The sequence below is a fragment of the Paenibacillus sp. IHB B 3084 genome (genome assembly GCF_001447315.1).
In the GTDB taxonomy this organism is placed as follows: Bacteria; Bacillota; Bacilli; order Paenibacillales; family Paenibacillaceae; genus Paenibacillus.
The window spans coordinates 2690927-2710196 of record NZ_CP013203.1 but is presented as its reverse complement, the minus strand read 5'-3'; the positions used below and the strand labels follow the sequence as shown (position 1 = coordinate 2710196).

At 45.3% G+C, this 19270-nt stretch carries 15 protein-coding genes; 5 read left to right on the top strand and 10 right to left on the bottom strand.

Annotation, left to right across the window (positions count from 1 at the left end; all coding sequences use genetic code 11):
- Positions 1–162: 162 nt before the first annotated feature.
- Complete coding sequence (locus tag ASL14_RS12700) at positions 163–2109, bottom strand: BglG family transcription antiterminator (protein ID WP_134911832.1); 1947 nt, start codon at positions 2107–2109, stop codon at positions 163–165.
- Positions 2110–2282: 173 nt separating this feature from the next.
- Here ASL14_RS12700 and ASL14_RS12695 point away from each other — a divergent pair, with 173 nt between their 5' ends.
- The 3 genes from ASL14_RS12695 to ASL14_RS12680 all read left to right on the top strand — a co-directional run bounded on the left by ASL14_RS12695 (position 2283) and on the right by ASL14_RS12680 (position 5968).
- Positions 2283–3158, top strand: coding sequence for a GNAT family N-acetyltransferase (locus tag ASL14_RS12695; protein ID WP_134911831.1), 876 nt, complete (start codon positions 2283–2285; stop codon positions 3156–3158).
- A 580-nt stretch (positions 3159–3738) separates the two neighbouring features.
- A complete protein-coding gene (locus ASL14_RS12685; RefSeq protein WP_237171629.1) occupies positions 3739–4629 on the top strand; it encodes an RDD family protein in 891 nt (296 codons plus the stop codon).
- A 298-nt stretch (positions 4630–4927) separates the two neighbouring features.
- Positions 4928–5968, top strand: a complete 1041-nt coding sequence (locus tag ASL14_RS12680) for a CdaR family transcriptional regulator (protein WP_134911830.1) — start codon at positions 4928–4930, stop codon at positions 5966–5968.
- 167 nt (positions 5969–6135) lie between these two features.
- Here ASL14_RS12680 and ASL14_RS12675 read toward each other — a convergent pair whose 3' ends face one another.
- From ASL14_RS12675 to ASL14_RS12650, 6 genes are all read right to left on the bottom strand, one after another.
- Positions 6136–7290 carry a glycerate kinase family protein gene (locus tag ASL14_RS12675; RefSeq protein WP_134911829.1) on the bottom strand — a complete coding sequence of 385 codons (1155 nt, stop codon included), beginning with the start codon at positions 7288–7290 and terminating at the stop codon, positions 6136–6138.
- Positions 7291–7311: 21 nt separating this feature from the next.
- A complete protein-coding gene (locus ASL14_RS12670) occupies positions 7312–8607 on the bottom strand; it encodes a GntP family permease (protein WP_134911828.1) in 1296 nt (431 codons plus the stop codon).
- Between the two features lie 435 nt (positions 8608–9042).
- Entirely contained in the window at positions 9043–9999 is a 957-nt protein-coding gene (locus ASL14_RS12665) for an endo-1,4-beta-xylanase (RefSeq protein WP_134911827.1), read from the bottom strand.
- A gap of 90 nt (positions 10000–10089) precedes the next feature.
- Positions 10090–10503 carry a hypothetical protein gene (locus tag ASL14_RS12660; RefSeq protein WP_134911826.1) on the bottom strand — a complete coding sequence of 138 codons (414 nt, stop codon included), beginning with the start codon at positions 10501–10503 and terminating at the stop codon, positions 10090–10092.
- A gap of 204 nt (positions 10504–10707) precedes the next feature.
- A complete protein-coding gene (locus ASL14_RS12655; RefSeq protein WP_134911825.1) occupies positions 10708–11646 on the bottom strand; it encodes an alpha/beta hydrolase in 939 nt (312 codons plus the stop codon).
- Positions 11647–11670: 24 nt separating this feature from the next.
- On the bottom strand, positions 11671–12732 hold the full coding sequence (locus ASL14_RS12650) for an LLM class flavin-dependent oxidoreductase (RefSeq protein ID WP_134911824.1): 1062 nt from the start codon (positions 12730–12732) through the stop codon (positions 11671–11673).
- A gap of 318 nt (positions 12733–13050) precedes the next feature.
- Between ASL14_RS12650 and ASL14_RS12645 the strand changes: the two genes are divergently transcribed.
- Positions 13051–13632 (top strand): TetR/AcrR family transcriptional regulator, encoded by a 582-nt coding sequence (locus ASL14_RS12645; protein WP_134911823.1) that lies wholly within the window; start codon positions 13051–13053, stop codon positions 13630–13632.
- Positions 13633–14007: 375 nt separating this feature from the next.
- Here the strand turns inward: ASL14_RS12645 and ASL14_RS12640 are convergent, their stop codons facing one another.
- Both ASL14_RS12640 and ASL14_RS12635 read right to left on the bottom strand, forming a co-directional pair.
- Positions 14008–14301, bottom strand: coding sequence for an alpha/beta-type small acid-soluble spore protein (locus tag ASL14_RS12640; protein WP_134911822.1), 294 nt, complete (start codon positions 14299–14301; stop codon positions 14008–14010).
- Positions 14302–14697: 396 nt separating this feature from the next.
- Positions 14698–16197, bottom strand: coding sequence for a malate:quinone oxidoreductase (locus tag ASL14_RS12635; protein WP_134911821.1), 1500 nt, complete (start codon positions 16195–16197; stop codon positions 14698–14700).
- A gap of 646 nt (positions 16198–16843) precedes the next feature.
- Here ASL14_RS12635 and ASL14_RS12630 point away from each other — a divergent pair.
- Positions 16844–18289, top strand: coding sequence for a DEAD/DEAH box helicase (locus ASL14_RS12630; protein WP_134911820.1), 1446 nt, complete (start codon positions 16844–16846; stop codon positions 18287–18289).
- Positions 18290–18429: 140 nt separating this feature from the next.
- Here the strand turns inward: ASL14_RS12630 and ASL14_RS12625 are convergent, their stop codons facing one another.
- Entirely contained in the window at positions 18430–18963 is a 534-nt protein-coding gene (locus ASL14_RS12625; RefSeq protein WP_134911819.1) for a hypothetical protein, read from the bottom strand.
- Positions 18964–19270 lie beyond the last annotated feature (307 nt).

Here is a 19270-nt window from a genome sequence, read left to right as displayed (position 1 = left end):
CTTCTCTCTAGTGTTTCCGCTTACATTGATAGTATAAACGCCTATCTTGCTGTTATCGGACGAACTTTTTACCGGAACTTTCGGAAAAACGGAATTATACCGACAAAAAACAGGACTTATCTATAAGTCCTGCTCCAGAGCACAGCTTCTTTTGATTTTAGTTTATCCCTTCATTTTCCCTAATAATCTCATCGCATCGGTCTCCTTAGATAAGGCATGAACCAAAGCAGGTTGCTCACTGATCAGGGACAATTCCTTGAATAACTGGCGCATTTCTTCCCGCCCATCCTGTTTAACCGCAAGCAAGAACACAAGCTCTACTTTCTCGGTTCCCCAGGTAAGCGGCTGCTTCAAGGTAGCGATTACAATAGAGGACTGCCTTATCCACTCAGAACCGCCATGCGGGATGGCTATGCCTCCCCCAATCGTCGTAGCAGACATTTTTTCTCGCGCCAGTACGCTGTAACCGGGCTCAACATATCCTTTGTCCTCCAGTATTTGCGCCAGCTTGGAGATCAATTGTTCTGGATGCTGCACTTCCTGCTGGGGAAAGACCAAAAAAGGTGTTGTATATTTAAAAAATACAGATTCATCTGCCGTCCTCTGTTCCGGCTCATCCAGTCGTCGGATCACTTGCTCCAGTCGACGCTCGTCCTTGGCATCCAGCAATGGAGAGACGAGAATGTGCGGAACGTTCATCTCTGGGAGATCTACGGTTGTAATGACGAGATCCACCTCCTGGGCTGCCAGATAGTCCTGGACTTCTGCTTTGGAAAGGGTTGTCTCCACATGTACAGCCGGAAATTTACGTTCCACCTTGGTGCGCAGCAGTTGGGACATACCGATGCCCATGTGACACACGATGATGGCTCTCTGGGGATGACTCTCTTTCTGGTGCAATCGCTCCACAGAAGCCTGAAAATGCAGCGTTAAATACGCCGCTTCCTCCTCGGGGAATGATAGCCGGATCCACTTCCCCACCTCTTCCAGTGTAATAATAACCCGGTCGAACATGTAGGGGTACATCTTCTTGATCTCGGCCAGCATAGGATTGGACACGGTCAACCCATATTGAAGACGGTTCAGGGTCGTATATAAATGGACATTCAACCCTTTCAGCAACATCTTGTCCTTGGAAAAGGCAATCATATTCAGCTCGGACATCCGCCGGACTAACTGCTCAATCAACTCAGGCAAAAGCGGGTGGCTATCTGCCAGCTCGCCTTGTCTTCCCCTTCTTTCCTCCTGCTGGTAACGGAACTTCCCGCTAAGCAGGTGCAGAGTTAAATACGCCGTCTCTTCCTTGGAAAAAGGCACGGCAAACAACTTTTGCAACTGCTGCAAAAAAGACGTAGCCCATGTAAATTCGCGTTTCTCCTGCAAAAAGGCAATGTCCTGCTTGGAGAGAGAAATGGGTTGTCCCATCTTGGTTCGTTTGACCATTAAGAGGATATGCAGCATTAGAGCTTCGAAAGCCTCGTCAGTAAAGCTGAGCTCATGGCGTTTTTGAAATGCTTTTAATTCATGATTTATGGTTGTAATCTCGTGCGATTCAAACTGTTTGCGCATCATCTGTCCTGTTAACTCAGGACTGTCAATCAGCTGGTTCATCCGCGCCAATGCGATTCGCTTATTTTTCTCAGAGCCTTGAATGGTCAAGCCTACGCGCTGCTTGGTAATCAAGGCTAGATCAAAGCTGTGCAGCCAGCCATCAATCTTCTCCATATCTTTACGGATCACCGTCTTGTTCACATAATACTGTGAAGCTAGATCCTGGATGGTCACAGGCTTGGCATTCATCAAGAGCCGATAGGCGAGATGCAGCACCCTTTCCTCATCGGACTCGTGTTGGGCTGTACTCTCATCCGCATACAGTCGATGGAACAATTCATTCTGATCCGCTTCACCCATCTCCAGATAAATGCCGCGTCCCGGCCTTCTCACCAGATTGGCATCAGAATGCTTGACGATATAATCTTCAATTAATTTCAGATCGTTACGGATCGTCTTTTCAGAGCAGTCGGTGAGATCCGCCAGATCCTGCGCTAACCACAACCGGTCCGGTTCAGTTAACAACATGCGTAAAATTTCCATTTGCCTTTTATTCATTCCATTCTCCCATCTTCCAAAATAAAGAATGTCCAGGGCATTTCGAGTTATATTTTTGCTGGTTTTGTGTTGACTTTAAGTATAGCTAAGCGATACTAATTGTAACCTTACAACAACATAAGGAGTGTATAATAAGACAATCCAAATATACTGGATTTTCAGGAGGAATAACAGTGATCACCTATATGAGATGCAATGATGTCAGCATGGAACACATATTTCAAGCATTTTTGCTTGGGTTCTCGGATTATTCCATTCGGCTGACCACGGTTCAGGACGATTTCGCAGCACGTTTTTTTGGTCCAGAGGGTAATACACGGAATCACTCTTTCCTTGCCATGGATGAGAATCAACCGATCGGCTTAATTCTCGGCGGTGTCCGGCAGTTCGACGGGTACAAGACCATGCGTTGCGGTACGCTATGCGTCGCTCCGGCTTACCGTGGTCAGGGGATTAGCAACAAGTTGCTGGAATTACATAAACAAACAGCCATCTCCGCGGACTGCCAGCAGCTATGGCTCGAAGTCATCAAGGATAATCATCGGGCCGTCAAATTATATGAAAAGCAAGGCTATCAGCCACGCTATACGCTGAAATACTACAACGGCACTCTGCCCTCCGCCCCACCCGCTGCCCTCTCATCTTCGTATATTCTTAAGGAAGTTACATTTGATGACGTCGCAGCTTTTCGTAAGACCCTCACCAACTGCCACATCCATTGGCAAAGTGACACACCTTATTACGCCACCAGTACACAGGAAGCTTTTCTCGGCATCTACGAAGTGAATCAAACGTGTCTCGGCATGGTGAGCATGAGTGCTCAGGGTAAAATCAACTTTCTTTGGGTCGATCCTAAGCATCGCAACCAAAGATTAGGACGCGCCCTCCTTCATAGAGCAGCAGAGATCCACAAGATTGAGAAGGTGTACATTTGTCTGTCCGACAATGACTCTCTTGAAGGCTTTATCCAAAAAATAGGTCTCTCGAAAAACCCCATAGAGCAATATGAAATGTGTATGCCGCTGAAGGTTGATCATGTTGTACAATGATCAACCTTCTTCCTATCCATGCTCCTTGCTTGATTCACCTACATCTATCATTTCTGAGAACGATTGATATACTCTGATTTGACCAATGCGCACATGTAAAGATCATCATATTTCCCTAACGTAAATTCATATTGGGAGAGGAGCCCTTCTTGCCGAAAGCCTGCTTTTTCAAGCAAACGCAAGGATTGTGCATTCTCTGGCTCTACTAGCGCCTGAATGCAGTTCAATGAGAGGAAGGGATATTTATAATAATTTCTTTGTTTATAGAATGTTTTCCTAAACATGGATTGTAAAATGACCGTTAATATAAGGAGTGTGTTTTTAATTATTAAGAAGAGGTGTATTTTTTGGACGAACAGCACGTATCACACAATCCGCAGGAAACTTCATCAAGACAGATGTACATTCGGCATGGTCAAAATTATGGGACAGACACCAATAGAATGGCCGAAATATCAAAAACGTACGGGAATTCTACTCTGTTTAGACGGTGGGGAGCAACGGTTTTTGATTTCATATTTTTTTAATCGGGTATATTTGTTTTTTTATTTCTGTCATTCAAATAACGGATAGATGGTTTTTGCCTTTAGCGATCGCATCCCGTTGTATTCTGCTTATTGCTTTCTTCAGCTATTATTTGCTTTTGGAAGGTTACACAGGCTATACGCTTGGTAAGTTCGTTTTTCGTATTAAGGTGGTTAACGGGGAAGGAAAGCCTCCTGGTTTTCTTAAATCACTCATTCGTACGCTGCTCAGGCTAATAGACACCAATCCATTGCTAATGGGTGGGATACCTGCTGGTATCAGTGTGTTAGTAACTGCATCAAGACAACGAATTGGTGATTTAGCTGCGGGTACATATGTTGTAAAGGTACGGGATTTAGAGCCGATTAGCAAAAAGACAATGCAACGTTCGCTCTTTATATTTTTTACTGCAATGGTGATCTTGGGAGCCTCGTTTGTAAATGCTATTTTTATACTGGCAAACAATTACGTGCCTCCTGAAGCTCCAGTGAACAAGAAAGAGCAAAGCTATGTAAGTAAAGATGGACGATTTCAAATCACGGCCCCATTGGACTGGTCAACAGACCCAGACCGTGAAGGAAAAGCAGAGATAGCGATATTCAATCCGTACATCCAAAAGTCCGTTGTGGTACTATCCCACTCGAAAAAACAATTGGGCAATATAACTCTTCAACAGTATGGTAAGAAAGCTGAAAATAACTTAACCAAAGAGTGGAACCTGTCCAGTGTAGGACCTGTCTCTAACACAACCATTCATGGATATCCTGCCCTTGAGTTTGTGATTAAAGGTAAAAAAGATGTGGACAAATATGTCACCCATGTAGCGATTATTGAGACCGAAAAGAATTACTACCAGGTGCTTGGATATGCACCAGCGTCTAAAGACGGCCGTTTAAAGAAAGAACTACACGACATTACCTATAGCTTCCGCGAGGTTCATCATTAGACTGCGTGGCTGGCAATAAAAAGGATAAGACACATAAAGCAGGTGCTTCCTTAGAGCCCTGTTTTTTTGCGTACAACTACACTCTCCTCCGTAGATTACAACTCAATACTAAAATATATGACATCGTCTAATGGATTATCATAATACGCTGCAATTTCACACCTATGATAAAATGGACTGACATGCTCGGCGACCTGCCTTATCATATTGTTCAGATGCACAATAAATTGAAAACCCTTTCATAAAGGTGGTACATTAAAATACACTATATCACTATAGATAAAGGAGGAATCCTGATTTGTTTCAGCTCTCCGAAAAACAAGCCCAAGACATCGTAGACAAAATGATGAAGGATATTCCATACAATATCAATATTATGAATGAACGAGGCATTATCATGGGCAGCGGCGAGAGTGAACGAATCGGAACCATTCACCAAGGAGCTGTTCAGGCGCTCGAAACCGGGAAAATGGTTGAAGTGTGGCAGGACGGCCACTATGAGAAAAAGGGAACCAATGAACCGATTGTCATTCATCATGAGTTAGTTGGTGTCATTGGTATTTCAGGCATTCCTGATGAAGTGCGTCCTTTTTGCAATATTGTTAAAACTACGGTGTCTCTCCTGATTGAACAGCGGATCTCATTGGAGCATCTGGCCCACGAAGCCAACCGCAAAAAATCTGTGCTGGAAATGCTGTTAAATCATCAGGGAGCCTACACGCAAAAAATAAAAAAAGAAGCAGCTCAATATCACATTGATTTGCTTCTAAAAACTTCGGCTGTATATGTAAAGTACCTGCCTGCTGATCCAGCTCATTTAGCCGAGTTGTCCAATATATTCATGCAGCATCCATCCTTTCGTATGGAGGAAGACTGCTATCTCATCCTAATACAAAATCAGGAGCCGACAGACAAACTGCTAGAGCCACTTGTGTGCAGCCATCCCGATGTGCTGATTACGGTCAGCAGACAAGAGCACAACATTGCGGATGTTTATATGCAAGCCAAGTCAGCTATGAATGTTTTACTGGCTTTGCGCCCGCCTGTGCAAAAAATTTCTTTTGTGGAAGTCGAATTTCTGGTCAAATTGAGTCAAACGAACCTGACGAACACGATCTATCTGGTTAGCAAGCTGGAAGATACCGTGGATTTGCTGGATACGCTGCGAAGCTTTATTAACCATAACGGCAGTGTCTCCCTTACCGCAGATGAATTAAATATTCACCGAAATACGCTGCAATACCGCCTGAAGCGCATCCATACCTTAACGGGTAAAGATCCCCGGAATCTCCTTCAACTTTTTGAGCTTACGCACGGCTTATTGGCACTGTATCAATGAACTGCTGTATTATGCCAGATCAATTTTCGGTAAAAATAACATATTTCTGCTCGCCGTCACTCCCAAATTTCTCAGTCAATCTGGCTTTGGCTAAGCTCGGGATTACAGGCGAGCGCTCGTATTATATCGTATTTGTATTATGCCGTTTTACGTTTATAACCCGCTTCTCAATCTGTCCATTTCTCGCTGAATTGGAGTACTCTTGCGATATTCTCGCACGTACGCTCTACGTTTTGCGGCCCTTCGGCCAGCAGCTTACCCAACTCCGAGGCTCCCGGCACGATGCCGAACACCGCATCTATTCCTTCCTTGTACAACGTGTCGATCCCTTCCCCAATGTAACCTGCGACCGCAATGACCTTTTTACCAGACTGTTTTGCCGCCTGAGCTACTCCATAAGGAGTTTTACCGAATTTGGTCTGAAAATCAATACCGCCCTCCCCCGTAAAAACGATATCCGCATTCGCCAGCTTCTGCTTTAATCCGGTGTATTCGATCACAATTTCAATGCCTTTTTGCAGTACCGCCTGAGTAAAAATCAGCAACCCCGCACCCAATCCTCCTGCTGCGCCCGCTCCCGGAAGATCGCGTACATCCTTGCCCAGTTGCTGCTTCACCACATCCGCGTAATGGGCAAGATTGGCATCCAATTGTTGCACCATTTCCGGGGTTGCCCCTTTTTGCGGGCCGAATACATAAGATGCCCCATGCGCTCCGCACAGCGGATTTGTCACATCACAGGCTACAATCAGTTGTACCTGCTGCAAGCGACCATCCAGTGATGAAATATCAACACTGGCCAGCTCGCCCAGACTACCGCCGCCGCGCGGAAGAGTATTGCCTGTTGCATCCAAAAATCTGGCACCCAGCGCTTCAGCCATTCCTGTACCGCCATCATTTGTCGCACTTCCGCCAATGCCGATGATAATTTTTCGAATTCCCTGATTCAGACATTCACGGATTAACTCACCCGTGCCGTAGGTTGTTGTCTTTAGCGGGTTTTTGTTATCCTTGTTAACCAGATGGATTCCACTGGCGGATGCCATCTCGATTGCCGCCGTGGTGCCGTCTCCCAGCAAGCCGTATGCAGCAGTTATAGGTTCACCAAGCGGTCCTGTCACCTCGATATAACGAATCTGCCCGCCTGTCGCATCCACCAGTGACTGCACCGTTCCTTCACCGCCGTCCGCCATAGGTACGTGGACATAATTCGCTACCGGATAGACCTTGCGCAGTCCTTTCTCCATCGCGATACATACTTCTTTAGCCGTCATGCTTTCTTTAAAAGAATCTGGTGCCAGCACAAATGTTTTCTCTCTCATCTTCTCACCCCATCGTGAATATTAAAGTAAAAATCCATACATGAGTGTCGCTACAATTGCCATCGTTCCACCCACAATAGCTTCGTAAGGAATCAATCCCATCCGTTGTTTAATGCTCATTTTCATGCTGTCTGCCGTGACGTGAAAATAGTTGCCCTGCGGCAAAGAATCAATGACTGTAGCTCCTGTATGCACCATGACAGCTGCAGCAAGTGGGGCCGTTCCCATATTCAGAATAGCTTCCCCAAACGAGCCTGTCGCCAAGATAACGCCCGTCGAGGTGGACGCCGTGGCAGCTGCCATCAGAATACCTGCAAGCGGTGCCAAAAAGGTACCGGAAACACCCGAAGCTTCAATCAGGCCAACCACCTGAGCGGACAAATTGGAGGCAGAGATCAGACCCGCAATCCCGCCTGCACCGATCAAAATCAGCACGGTCGCCGTCATTTTATTCAAACCGGAGGCCGAATACTTCAAAATATTGCGCCCTTGCCCCATTGCCAGCATACCCACAATCCCGGCGATCGGCAAAATGTACATTGCGTCCACCTTGAAACTCGAAAGTGCTTCAATGCCGGAGATGGAACCAATCGGGTTAATCATCAGCAAAATAACAGCCACCAGTGGGGCTACAATCGCCCGTCCCAACGCCGGGTATTTCGATGTATCGACATCACTGTCCATGATATCCTGATCGGACACCTTAACACCTTTGGTTTTCAACATAGATGCCACCAAAACAGTCATAATTAAACCGCATATCGCAGGAACCACACCCGCCAACATAACGTGGCTTAAATCCAGATTAAATCCGCGTGCCGCCGCAATCGTATTAGGATTGGGAGAGATGATGTTCCCCGCTTTTCCGCCTCCAGACAAAGCCAACAGGAGCGCCAGCTTGGAAATCCCCATTTTGTTACCGACAGACAATGCAATCGGTGCCACAATTAGCACTGCAACGGGAATAAATACGCCTACCGCCGTAATAATCATCGTTGCCAAGGCTAGTGCAAGAATCGCTTTGCTACCGCCAAATTTCTTTACAATAGCCTGCGCAATTGTCTCCGCTGCCCCGGATTCCATCATTACGCCTGCCAATACACCTGCGGCGAGCACACGAATGACCGTCCCCATCACACTTTGCGTACCGTTTATTAACACGCTGATCGTCTGCTCCAGATTGGCTCCGCCCAATAAAGCGCCTACAATAGCTCCCAAAAATAAAGCGTAAACCGGATTCAGCCTTCTTAATATCAGAATAATTGCAATAGCCAGCCCTGCCAGAGCTCCTATCCAACTGATCGTCAATCCTTCCATCTGTCTAACCCCCCGGGCCATTTTTGATTACGCTTTCATTATATCGATTGCGGAGGGTGAAAAATATTGAAGAACAGACGAAATTGATTGTGCATTTGCACATAAAAAAGTCCATGTTTCCCTTCAGGAATCTGGTCTTTGAACACCCTTCAAAAAAAGACTGGTTTGCATATTTTCTACTTAGACCACTATATATTTTATCTCATTTTCAAACGATTGAGCTAACTGTTTCTGGTGTACCTTTTGCCTCACCATGTCCTGCAAAGTTTGCTCTATGTATTCGTGCATATAGGTTAAAAAGAAAAAAGCCTTGGGAGCACATCTTTTCACCCAAGGCTTAAGCTTTAAAGTCGCTCTACAAAAGACTTAGTCAAGTAAACGTCTCCCCCGCTCAGCAAAACTCCACATCTGGGGTTTTTGGCATCGCCATTGGCACTAGCTGCCCAGATATTGTCTCAACCATTGGAGCGCGGGACGTTCCGAGCCGTTCGTATTAAGCAGATGTGTATTCGATATCCAGGTTTGCCCCTGGATGTATCCCCAGAACGTAACTCCCTTCACCGCGGAATGCTGCCATAATACCGGGAATTTCTCCTTGTATCTGGCAAGCTGGGTATTGTCATCACCGGTTATATCCAGTTCCGACACATAGATTGGCAATCCTGTTGCCGCTAACTTGTTCAGTACAGTGTTCATCGTGTTAACTGAGACAGTGTCCATGCTGAACTGGTGGCATTGAATGCCAATTCCGTCAATCAGGCCTCTACTCTTGAGCTGATTAATAATATTGACATATTGGTCGGTTAATGAAGGGTCGTTGATAATTCCATATTCATTTATAAGCAGCTTGGCATTTGGAAAAGCTTGTCTGGCCTGTTGGAACGACCATATTACCCAATCCCATCCGGTCGACCCGTCACCACCAATCGCATTGCGGAAGGACGGCTTCTGATGCAGTGGCTCATTCACCACATCTACAAACGCCGCATTCGGATAGCGCTGACCGGCAGCTTTAATCCACTGAGTCACTTCCGCCTTCTGATCAGCAGCCGACAGTCCGCCAATCCATCCTGGCTCCTGGGCGCCCCATACCAAGGTGTGAAACTTGAAAGTGAAGCCATTATTACGGGCATAATTGTAGGCGGTATCCGCCTGAGACCAGTTCATGTTGTTACGGCTGCCTTCAACCGAGCCCCACTTGGTTGAATTCTCCGGCGTCACCTGATTCCAGTACGTTCCGTAACTAGGAGGGACACTGCCGGCAATGACATTCCCGAGGAATTTGTTTCCCTTCGCCAGACCAGCATCAGCCTGATTTACCAGAACAGAAGATAACAACACACTTGCCAACGCTAAACTGCTCACCAACTTGCCTACTTTAAATCTCAACATATAATCTCCTCCTCACACGTATTAGGTTTAATACCTCCAATTAAATAAGCGCTTACATTTACAATTATAATAATTAATGGTTATTTTTTGCTACATGTGAAAATAAAGATTTAACCCGAAAAACTTTACATCCTTTGCGGGACAGCCAAACATCTGCGATCCTTTGCTATACATCGTTTCAATTAAATCTAAGCGAAAAATTGCTTTTGCAGTCTGTAACGGCAAGATTGGGGAATATTCGATATGTATTAGAGTGAATCTGGATATAGAGATCTGCTCGGTCAAGCTGTCTATTTCTTGCTTCTGCAGATTCAACTGAAGCCTATCGGCCGCCTGCTCTACATCCACGTGTACGATGACTGTCTCAGGCAGTTCGGTCTCAATGGCATGTGGTGCCGTTCCATCCACGATTCCTGCTTTTAAATTGGTTATAATTACTCCGTCCAACGAATCGTTATCCGCTGCGCAATGAAGAATCCATATCTCATAGCCTTGCTGTGCCATATGCTCTCCAATTCCTCGAATAAGCCTGATTTCCCCGTACCAGGGCCTCCTTTTAAGACAAACAAACGTGTAATCCTTGAAATGACGAATTTCATTCCCTACCATCTTTGATAACTGAGGAATTTGCAAAATCCTGAACTGTGTATTACAAAGGGGCTATCTCCCAAGTCGTTTCAGACCTTTGGAGACAGCCCCTTTAATTGTTTAAGGATTAAGCCCTCTTGCAATCGCGTCCACATAACCTTGGCTGGCACGCTGGCTTACTTCTGCTTGCGGAACCATCCCTTCAAAGTTGTGGAATGTGCCGGGATACAGATGGAATTCGACGTCTACACCCGCTTGGGCAAGGCGCGTCGTATATTCAATCGTCTCATCTCGGAACAGATCGAGCTGGCCTACGCACGTATAGGTCGGCGGCAGGCCAGCCAAGTTTTCCGCTCTCGATGGCACCGCATATGGGGACACCTCGCTGTCTTCGGTACGATCGCCCAAGTACATGTTCCAGGCCGCCAAGTTGTTCGTCCGGTTCCATGGTGCATTATCGGCCGTAATTTCATGACTTGAGGCCGTAATATTGCGGTCATCGATCATCGGATACAGCGGCATTTGGAAGATCAGGGCTGGCCCGCCTTTGTCGCGAACCATTAAAGCAAGCGCTGCGGTCAAACCGCCGCCCCCGCTTGCACCGGCAATCGCGATGCGATCCAAGTCGATGCCTAGGAACTCAGCTTTGTCGGTCATCCACGTCAAAGCGGCATAACAGTCATCGATGGCAGCTGGGTAAGGGTGCTCGGGAGCAAGTCGGTAATCGACCGATACGACGACGCATTTGGCCGCCTGCACGAAGCGTTCGCACAAAGCATCGTCCATATCAGGATGGCCCATCACATAGCCTCCCCCGTGAATCCACAGCATGGCCGGAAGCCTAACGTCAGTTCGCTGGGCAGGTTCGTAGATTTTGACTAATATCTCGCCTGCTACGCTCGGAATCATCCGGCTTGTCGTGCGTACGTGCTCCGACTGCTCAATGGGAGGACTCGACAAATAGCTTCTGCTCAGTTCTAAATTTTCTTCCAGTTGAAAGCCAGGAAATTGTGCGATTACCGACCTTAATTCTGGTAACAAACGATTTTCAAAATCCATGCGAATCACTCCTATGTTTGGTTTTTATAATCTTTTTTCCGTCTCCGCTTCCCACTGGGCTATTTCCTTCCGAACTCGGGGTGCTACCTCTGTTCCCAGCAGCTCAATGGCCCTCATCACCTCGGCATGCGGCATCGTGCTTAACGGAACATACAGCATAAAGCGTGTAACGCCTACATGTTTGCGAAGGTGAATGATCTTCTGAGCAACAGTCTCAGGATCACCAACATACAGCGCACCTTCAAAGCTGCGCGCGGCATCGTAGCTAGAACGATCATAATGCGCCCAGCCCCGCTCCCTGCCTAATCTATTCATACCTGCCATCGTAGAAGGGAAATATGTATCTGCAGCTCGTTCATTATTCTCTCCGACAAATCCTATCGAGTGCGATCCAACCTTAAGCTGCGATTCGTCATGACCAGCGTGCGCTGCTGCTTTCTTATAAAGCTGCACAAGCGGTGCAAAATTCATTGGATTCCCACCAATGATCGCCAGCATCAAGGGCAGTCCTAACAGACCTGCACGGATAGCAGAATCCTGCCTGCCCCCGCTGCCAACCCATATCGGTAAAGGATTCTGAACCGGTCGTGGATACACGCCCAAATTGTTAATCGCTGGCCGATGCCCGCCCTTCCAGGTTACTTTTTCGGACTCCCGTATTTTAAGGAGCAATTCCAAATGTTGTTCAAACAGTTCATCATAGTCATCCAAGTCATAGCCAAACAGTGGAAAAGATTCAATAAAGGAACCCCGGCCTGCCATAATCTCCGCACGTCCATTCGAAATACCATCCAGCGTAGCAAAATCCTGAAAAACGCGAACGGGATCAGCTGAAGAAAGCACTGTCACTGCACTAGTCAGCCGAATCCGTTTCGTCTGCGCTGCAGCCGCTGACAGCACAACTGCTGGTGAAGATGCCGAATAATCCTGCCGATGATGCTCACCTACCCCAAACACATCAAGTCCCACTTGATCAGCAAGGATAATTTCCTCGACAACTTCGCGCAATCGCTGTGCGTGACTTATCACTTCACCTGTCTGAACGTCAGGCTTTGTTTCTACAAACGAAGTAATACCTATCTCCATGGTCCATCTCTCCAATTCTAATAGCTTTCTTTGTATGCCAATTAAATACCGATAAAATATCATACCGATCGGTAAAATATTTTTCCCAGTAAATATAACTCATCAAAAAGAATAATGTCAATAAATTTAGTAAAAACACTTTGATTTATCTTCATATCGATATCTCCTTGGTGCGATAAACCAAACTGCATTTGACAATCTAACAGGCTAATTATAAGATAATAACATACTAATTGGTACGCAAATAAAGACTCCTGTCAATTATGATCAGAGTCATTGAATTAAGAATAAAATCAAGAGTAATGAGAGGTATTGATTATGGGACGAATCCGCGAATTTGACGAAGAAAAAGTATTAGATGCAGCTATGCAAATATTTTGGGAGAAGGGATATGAGGCTACCTCATTAAGTGATTTAACTTCCAGAATGGAAATTCAACGCCCCAGTATATATTCAGCTTTTGGAGGCAAAAAAGAATTGTTCGAAGCTGCGCTGCGCAAATACATGATGTCCCGTGCTGCTCTGATCCGAACCAAACTTCAAAGCAACCCATCTGTAAAAGAAGCATTTAGAACTTTTTTTGAAGGTGTGGTCGAGGAGGAATATGCAGAAAACCCTAGAAAAGGATGCTTTTGCATCAATACAATGGTTGAACTTGCACCTCATGATGAGAAATTTGAAATTCTTACAAGGGAACATCAAATGTACCTATCGGTCATATTTCAAGAAACCATTGAACGAGGTATACAATCAGGTGAGCTTGAGATCGAGCTAGATGCGAAGGCTGTATCACAGGCGCTAGTCGTATCGTTAATTGGACTGACCGTAATGATAAAGTCTCGTCCAGAGCGATCCTTTATTGATAACACGATAAAGGTGACACTTACACTGCTTAAGTAATTCGGAACGAGTTCAATTTTAACGAATGAGAATCACTAAAACGGCAGTTTAAAGGGCACCCAATCGGGTGCCCTTTCCAACTTCTACTTCTCATACTCCAACTTTAAGGCCTCTTGAGCGTAGGAGGATACGTCGTACTCTTCTCTTGATCCTCAGCCTTGCGAGCAAGCCGCTTTGGGTTGACTTCTTGGCTAGAGCTGTATGATAAGTCCAAAGTTCACCCTTCGCCTATAGAGCAAGATGACTTCTGCAGTGTAATGGTGTCAATGCTTTCATAAGATGCAGCAGACACTTCAGAATTTGCTGTCAAAAAAGGCCATACGAATGTGATACAAACGATCATTACAATAGCTTTTTCCAATGCATGGCGTACTCCTAGTTGTCTTCAGGACTGTCCCTGTTCGCTAATTGCTCTTGGGCGAGACGGATCATTTCCCGAACCATGGAACCGCCAATTTTGCCGCCTACATGGCCCACTGATTCCGTAGTCAGACTGCCATTGTCACCTGGATGCAGAGGTACACCAAGCTCCTTAGCAACTTCGTATTTTACGTCGTCCGGATGATTCGGATCAACGGCATATCCTTCCTGCCTCATTACATCTGCTTTGAAAGCCTGCATTCCCTGTTCCACCCCTGGCACCGCATATTTCCTCCTTCTTCTTGCCATCTTGATGCACTCCCCTCGATGTCTTTTTCCCTAACATGCCCGGAAGCACAAAATTTCATCCCGCTTCCACTTCGGTGCAGGTTACAATCGTTGGTTGCTTCGGCAACGAAAAAGACTGAGAATGCTCTCAGTCTATATAGCATGCTAATCTAATCCTCTCATTGGCTATAAATAAACATCACTTTTTGCATTAAATCTGCGATCATTATTTTCACCTTAAACCGTTTGGTATGACACATTATCTGCATCTAAGGATAATATGGATAATTGAGCAAGGAAAGCACTGATACCGAAGGAAAGGTAAAAGTACGGTAAAAAGGATATATCAATATATCAACGAACTGCTTCTAAAGAAAGTAATACAAGCCCGAGATATCCTTGTTTCTACATCCAAAATTAACGATGAAGCGGTTCTTTTTCGCCCAAACCCAGCGCCTGCGTTGTGAAAGCATGAATTTCTTGGAAAAGCTCTGGGTTTTCCGCCAGTGACACGCCATGAGAAGGAATCATTTCTTTTATTTTCGGTTCCCACTCTTTCATATGTTGTGGGAAGCATCTTTCTAATACTTCCAGCATAACGTTAACAGCAGTAGAAGCACCCGGAGAAGCGCCGAGCAATGCAGCTATCGAGCCATCAGCGGCACTAACCACTTCCGTACCAAATTGAAGGGTGCCTTTACCGACCTCCGTATCTTTGATCACCTGCACACGTTGACCCGCTACCACGATCTCCCAGTCCTCGATATTGGCGTTCGGAATAAACTCGCGTAATTCTTCCAGGCGCTTTTCATTCGATAACATCATTTGCTGGATCAGGTATTTGGTCAACGCCATCTCTTTTACACCTGCTGCCAACATCGTGAAGAGGTTATTTGGTTTTATAGAACAGATCAGATCCAAATTTGAACCCGCTTTCAAGAACTTTGGTGAGAAGCCAGCAAACGGCCCAAACAACAGTGCTTTTTTGTCGCCGATATATCTTGTATCCAGATGCGGAACAGACATGGGAGGAGCACCAACCTTAGCTTTACCGTATACTTTTGCATGATGCTGCGCGACAACTTTAGGATTGTTACATACCATAAATAGTCCACTTACCGGGAATCCTCCAATATATTTGGACTCAGGAATACCGGTTTTTTGTAGTAAAGGCAGACTTCCGCCCCCACCGCCGATAAAGATGAATTTCGCAGTATGGTATTCGATTTTACCGTTATCAAGATTATGCACTTTGACTTCCCACGAGCCATCCCTCGTGCGTTTAATATCCTTAATACTATGCTTGTATTTGATCTCGACGTTTTTACTTTTTAAATGGTCAAACAACAAACGTGTTAAAGCACCAAAGTTGACATCTGTTCCGGAGTCGATTTTGGTTGCCGCGATCGGTTCATTCGATGTGCGGCCTTCCATGATCAGCGGAATCCATTCTTTCAGCTTTTCAGGGTCATTGGAAAATTCCATTCCTTGAAACAGAGAAACGTTTGATAGCGCTTTAAATCGCTTTTTTAAAAAAGATACATTTTTTTCTCCGCTTACCAAACTCATATGAGGTATTGGCTTGATAAAGTCCTGCGGATTACGAATCAAATCGCTGTTTACAAGAAAAGACCAAAACTGTCTTGAGAGCTGAAACTGCTCATTAATGTTTACAGCTTTACTAATATCTATAGATCCGTCAGCTTTCTCGGATGTATAGTTCAGCTCGCACAGTGCAGCATGGCCCGTACCGGCATTATTCCATTCGTTAGAGCTTTCTTCTCCTGCGCTTGCAAGTTTCTCAAACACTGTGATTTCCCATTCCGGTGCTAACTCTTTCAGCAATGATCCCAGAGTCGCGCTCATGACTCCGGCACCAATTAAGATAACGTCTGTTTTTTTCTGTATGTTGCTCATAAAAACCTTCCTTATCTCTTATATTTGCAAAAAAGAGCAGGCCCTCCTGCTTAGGTGATACAAGAAGAAGGCTCCACTCAGGAACATACCTTTTCTGTCTCCATTATAACTAGTTTATAGTCTTTTAAAAATTATATCGACTATTATCTACTAATTATAAACCATTTCGTTATGAAAAAAAAAGTGATAAATCGCCCACAACTCATTATACAGGACTAATTCGACATTCCGCTCTACTATCCTTGTGGTACGGTTCACCGTACTTGCTTAACTAGTAAAGCGATGACCTGAGCCAAGGAGTCTCTTCATTTTTTCTTTTGTTGAGTCATCCAAAGGAATATTGATCGTAACTTAAAGGTCAACAGAGTCCCTGGGCTTAATCAGTACCCCCCTATTCTGCCGAGCAGGTCATTGCCAACTCAGCCAAACGGGGCTATATCAGTTTCGTGACCAAGAGGCATTTGTGGCACTCGTGCATGTCGCTTGGGATACAATCACTGCGATGTCTGTAACGGCAAGCTTGGGGGAATCATTGATATGTATTAGAGTGAACCTGAATATAGAGTATACTATATGAGTATAAGTTCGATACACGATGACATTCTATATGTATAGGTATTCAAATACAGCGCAGAAGAGGTTGAAAATGAGTCAAAAGCATTTTTCAGATTACCCATTAAGTGAAGAAATTGTGCGAGCGCTGAATAGCTTGGGTTATGAGACGCCCACCGAAATTCAGACGGAAGTCATTCCAGTTGCGCTTGAAAAGAAGGATCTTGTCGCCAAATCGCAAACAGGTAGCGGCAAAACAGCGGCATATGGTATTCCACTTTGCGAGTTAGTAGATTGGAATGAGAATAAACCCCAAGCTTTAATCCTGACGCCAACCCGTGAACTCGCATTACAGGTCACCGAAGACATCACGAATATTGGACGCTTTAAGCGGATAAAAGCAACGCCCCTTTATGGCAAGCATCCTTTTCATATACAAAAGGCCGAGTTAAAGCAAAGAACGCATGTCGCTGTAGGTACGCCAGGACGTGTACTAGACCATATTGAACGAGGCACGCTATCGTTAGATCGGATTGCCTATCTCGTGATTGATGAGGCTGACGAAATGCTGAATATGGGCTTTATCGAGCAAGTTCAGTCCATCATCCAGGCTCTGCCTGATGACAGGGTTACGATGTTATTCTCCGCTACCTTCCCTGAGGATGTGGCCACACTGTCACGTAAATATATGAACAAGCCTGTTGAAATTGAAATTAAAGCGACCGGTATAACGACCGCCACAATTGATCACTCTCTTATTCAGGTGAAGGAGTCGGACAAGCTGGCACTGCTGCAAGATCTGCTCATTGTTGAGAATCCTGACAGCTGCATTATTTTCTGTCGTACGCAGGAGAATGTAGATACATTATTCAGAGCATTGGCTGATCTTGAATATCCATGTGATCGCATTCATGGTGGTATGGAGCAGGATGAGCGATTTGAGGTGATGAATGCGTTCAGAAGGGGGCAGTTCCGTTACTTGATCGCGACAGATGTTGCCGCAAGGGGGATCGACATCACCAATATCACCCATGTCATTAACTACGATATTCCACTTGAGAAGGAAAGCTATGTTCATCGCACGGGACGTACGGGACGTGCAGGCAAGACAGGGAAAGCCATTACCCTGGTCACTCCTAAGGATAGCAAACGATTAGCCGATATTGAAGCATATATTGGATTCGCGATTCCGAACGTAAAAGCTCCCTCAGAAGAGGCTGTGGATCTCCGTAGAGAAGATTTTGAACAGAAGCTACATGTCAGAACTGAACTCAAAAAAGATAAGCGCGAGCAATTAAACCAACAGATTATGAAGCTGAACTTCAATGGCGGCAAGAAGAAGAAACTCAGAGCTGTCGACTTTGTTGGGACAATCGCTAAGCTGGACGGGGTAAGCGCAGACGATATCGGGATTATTACGATTCTTGATAATGTGACAGATGTTGAGATTCTGAATGGCAAGGGCCCACTGGTACTGGAGATTATGAAGAATACGACCGTAAAAGGGAAGCTGTTAAAGGTGCGTAAGGGGAATAGGTAGAAGCTACACGGCATGAAAAATGGCTGAAAGCAATTCAGTGGATGTGAATCTTTAACCACGGAGAGATCACCTTTTTTGAATAGAGGTCGATCTCTCTTTGGGCTGTTTTTCCGATGCGGGGTAGATGTTTAATTGTTCTGTCATTGTTCAGCATCTAGCTTCCCTTCCCGTACAAGAAGATGAAGAACACGTTCCACCATTTTTCCCAGCGGTATAATTAGCGCTTGGTTCACGATTCTGAGCTCTTCATGCACAGACAATAGGGCAGCCTTCTTAAGAAATGGGTTTGATATTAGATTGGGATGGGTTCCGTTATAATTTTTCTTCGCAACGAAAACCGGAAACCGTAACAAAGAAGTGGTATGCAGCAACCCCCGATGCTGCTGAAACAATTCTCCGCAGGACGATATGTTCAACTGCCGATGAAGATCAAGTGCATTAAGCATGTCGATCAAATGGATTCTCGTTGTTCCCGCGAATCCGGCTGCTTCTTTCGCTTTTCTACATACCTCCTCATCTGAAAGGCCCTTTTCCAGGCCTGCTTTTGCTTCTTGTATAGCTATTCTCATTTGTCTCCAACCGGGCGTTAGCCCAATAATGACCACCTTGGCAGAAGGATTAATGTACTCATTATGCGGCGCGTAGTACATTTCAAGGAGCCCATTGCGCTCCATTAAAAAATCATCAACCAGCAGGTCTTCTTTGGATAGCAATGTAGCCTTGGGGAGTAAAGCATCGCCTGTTTATACTTTTTTAAATGATTAGAAATAAGCATACTACCTTCCCCCTACTCCGTTCAATGAACTTGCAGTTATTTGTGATAAGGTTTATCTTATCCGTTTTTAGGATAAACTTGGATGCTCCGGTACATTAACAACGGGTCAGCAGATACACACATTTTGCATGTCTGCTTGGCGTGTCTAAGAATCCGTAAGCGTGATATCTTTACTTAGCAACGCGCGCCAATAAGCTGACATTACC

Excerpts from the sequence above, each read along its gene's own strand:
- ASL14_RS12700 (WP_134911832.1), bottom strand. The coding sequence starts at position 2,109 with ATGAATAAAAGGCAAATGGAAATTTTACGCATGTTGTTAACTGAACCG.
- ASL14_RS12675 (WP_134911829.1), bottom strand. The coding sequence starts at position 7,290 with ATGAGAGAGAAAACATTTGTGCTGGCACCAGATTCTTTTAAAGAAAGC.
- ASL14_RS12670 (WP_134911828.1), bottom strand. The coding sequence starts at position 8,607 with ATGGAAGGATTGACGATCAGTTGGATAGGAGCTCTGGCAGGGCTGGCT.
- ASL14_RS12665 (WP_134911827.1), bottom strand. The coding sequence starts at position 9,999 with ATGTTGAGATTTAAAGTAGGCAAGTTGGTGAGCAGTTTAGCGTTGGCA.
- ASL14_RS12660 (WP_134911826.1), bottom strand. The coding sequence starts at position 10,503 with ATGGCACAGCAAGGCTATGAGATATGGATTCTTCATTGCGCAGCGGAT.
- ASL14_RS12655 (WP_134911825.1), bottom strand. The coding sequence starts at position 11,646 with ATGGATTTTGAAAATCGTTTGTTACCAGAATTAAGGTCGGTAATCGCA.
- ASL14_RS12650 (WP_134911824.1), bottom strand. The coding sequence starts at position 12,732 with ATGGAGATAGGTATTACTTCGTTTGTAGAAACAAAGCCTGACGTTCAG.
- ASL14_RS12645 (WP_134911823.1), top strand. The coding sequence starts at position 13,051 with ATGGGACGAATCCGCGAATTTGACGAAGAAAAAGTATTAGATGCAGCT.
- ASL14_RS12640 (WP_134911822.1), bottom strand. The coding sequence starts at position 14,301 with ATGGCAAGAAGAAGGAGGAAATATGCGGTGCCAGGGGTGGAACAGGGA.
- ASL14_RS12635 (WP_134911821.1), bottom strand. The coding sequence starts at position 16,197 with ATGAGCAACATACAGAAAAAAACAGACGTTATCTTAATTGGTGCCGGA.
- ASL14_RS12630 (WP_134911820.1), top strand. The coding sequence starts at position 16,844 with ATGAGTCAAAAGCATTTTTCAGATTACCCATTAAGTGAAGAAATTGTG.
- ASL14_RS12625 (WP_134911819.1), bottom strand. The coding sequence starts at position 18,963 with ATGGAGCGCAATGGGCTCCTTGAAATGTACTACGCGCCGCATAATGAG.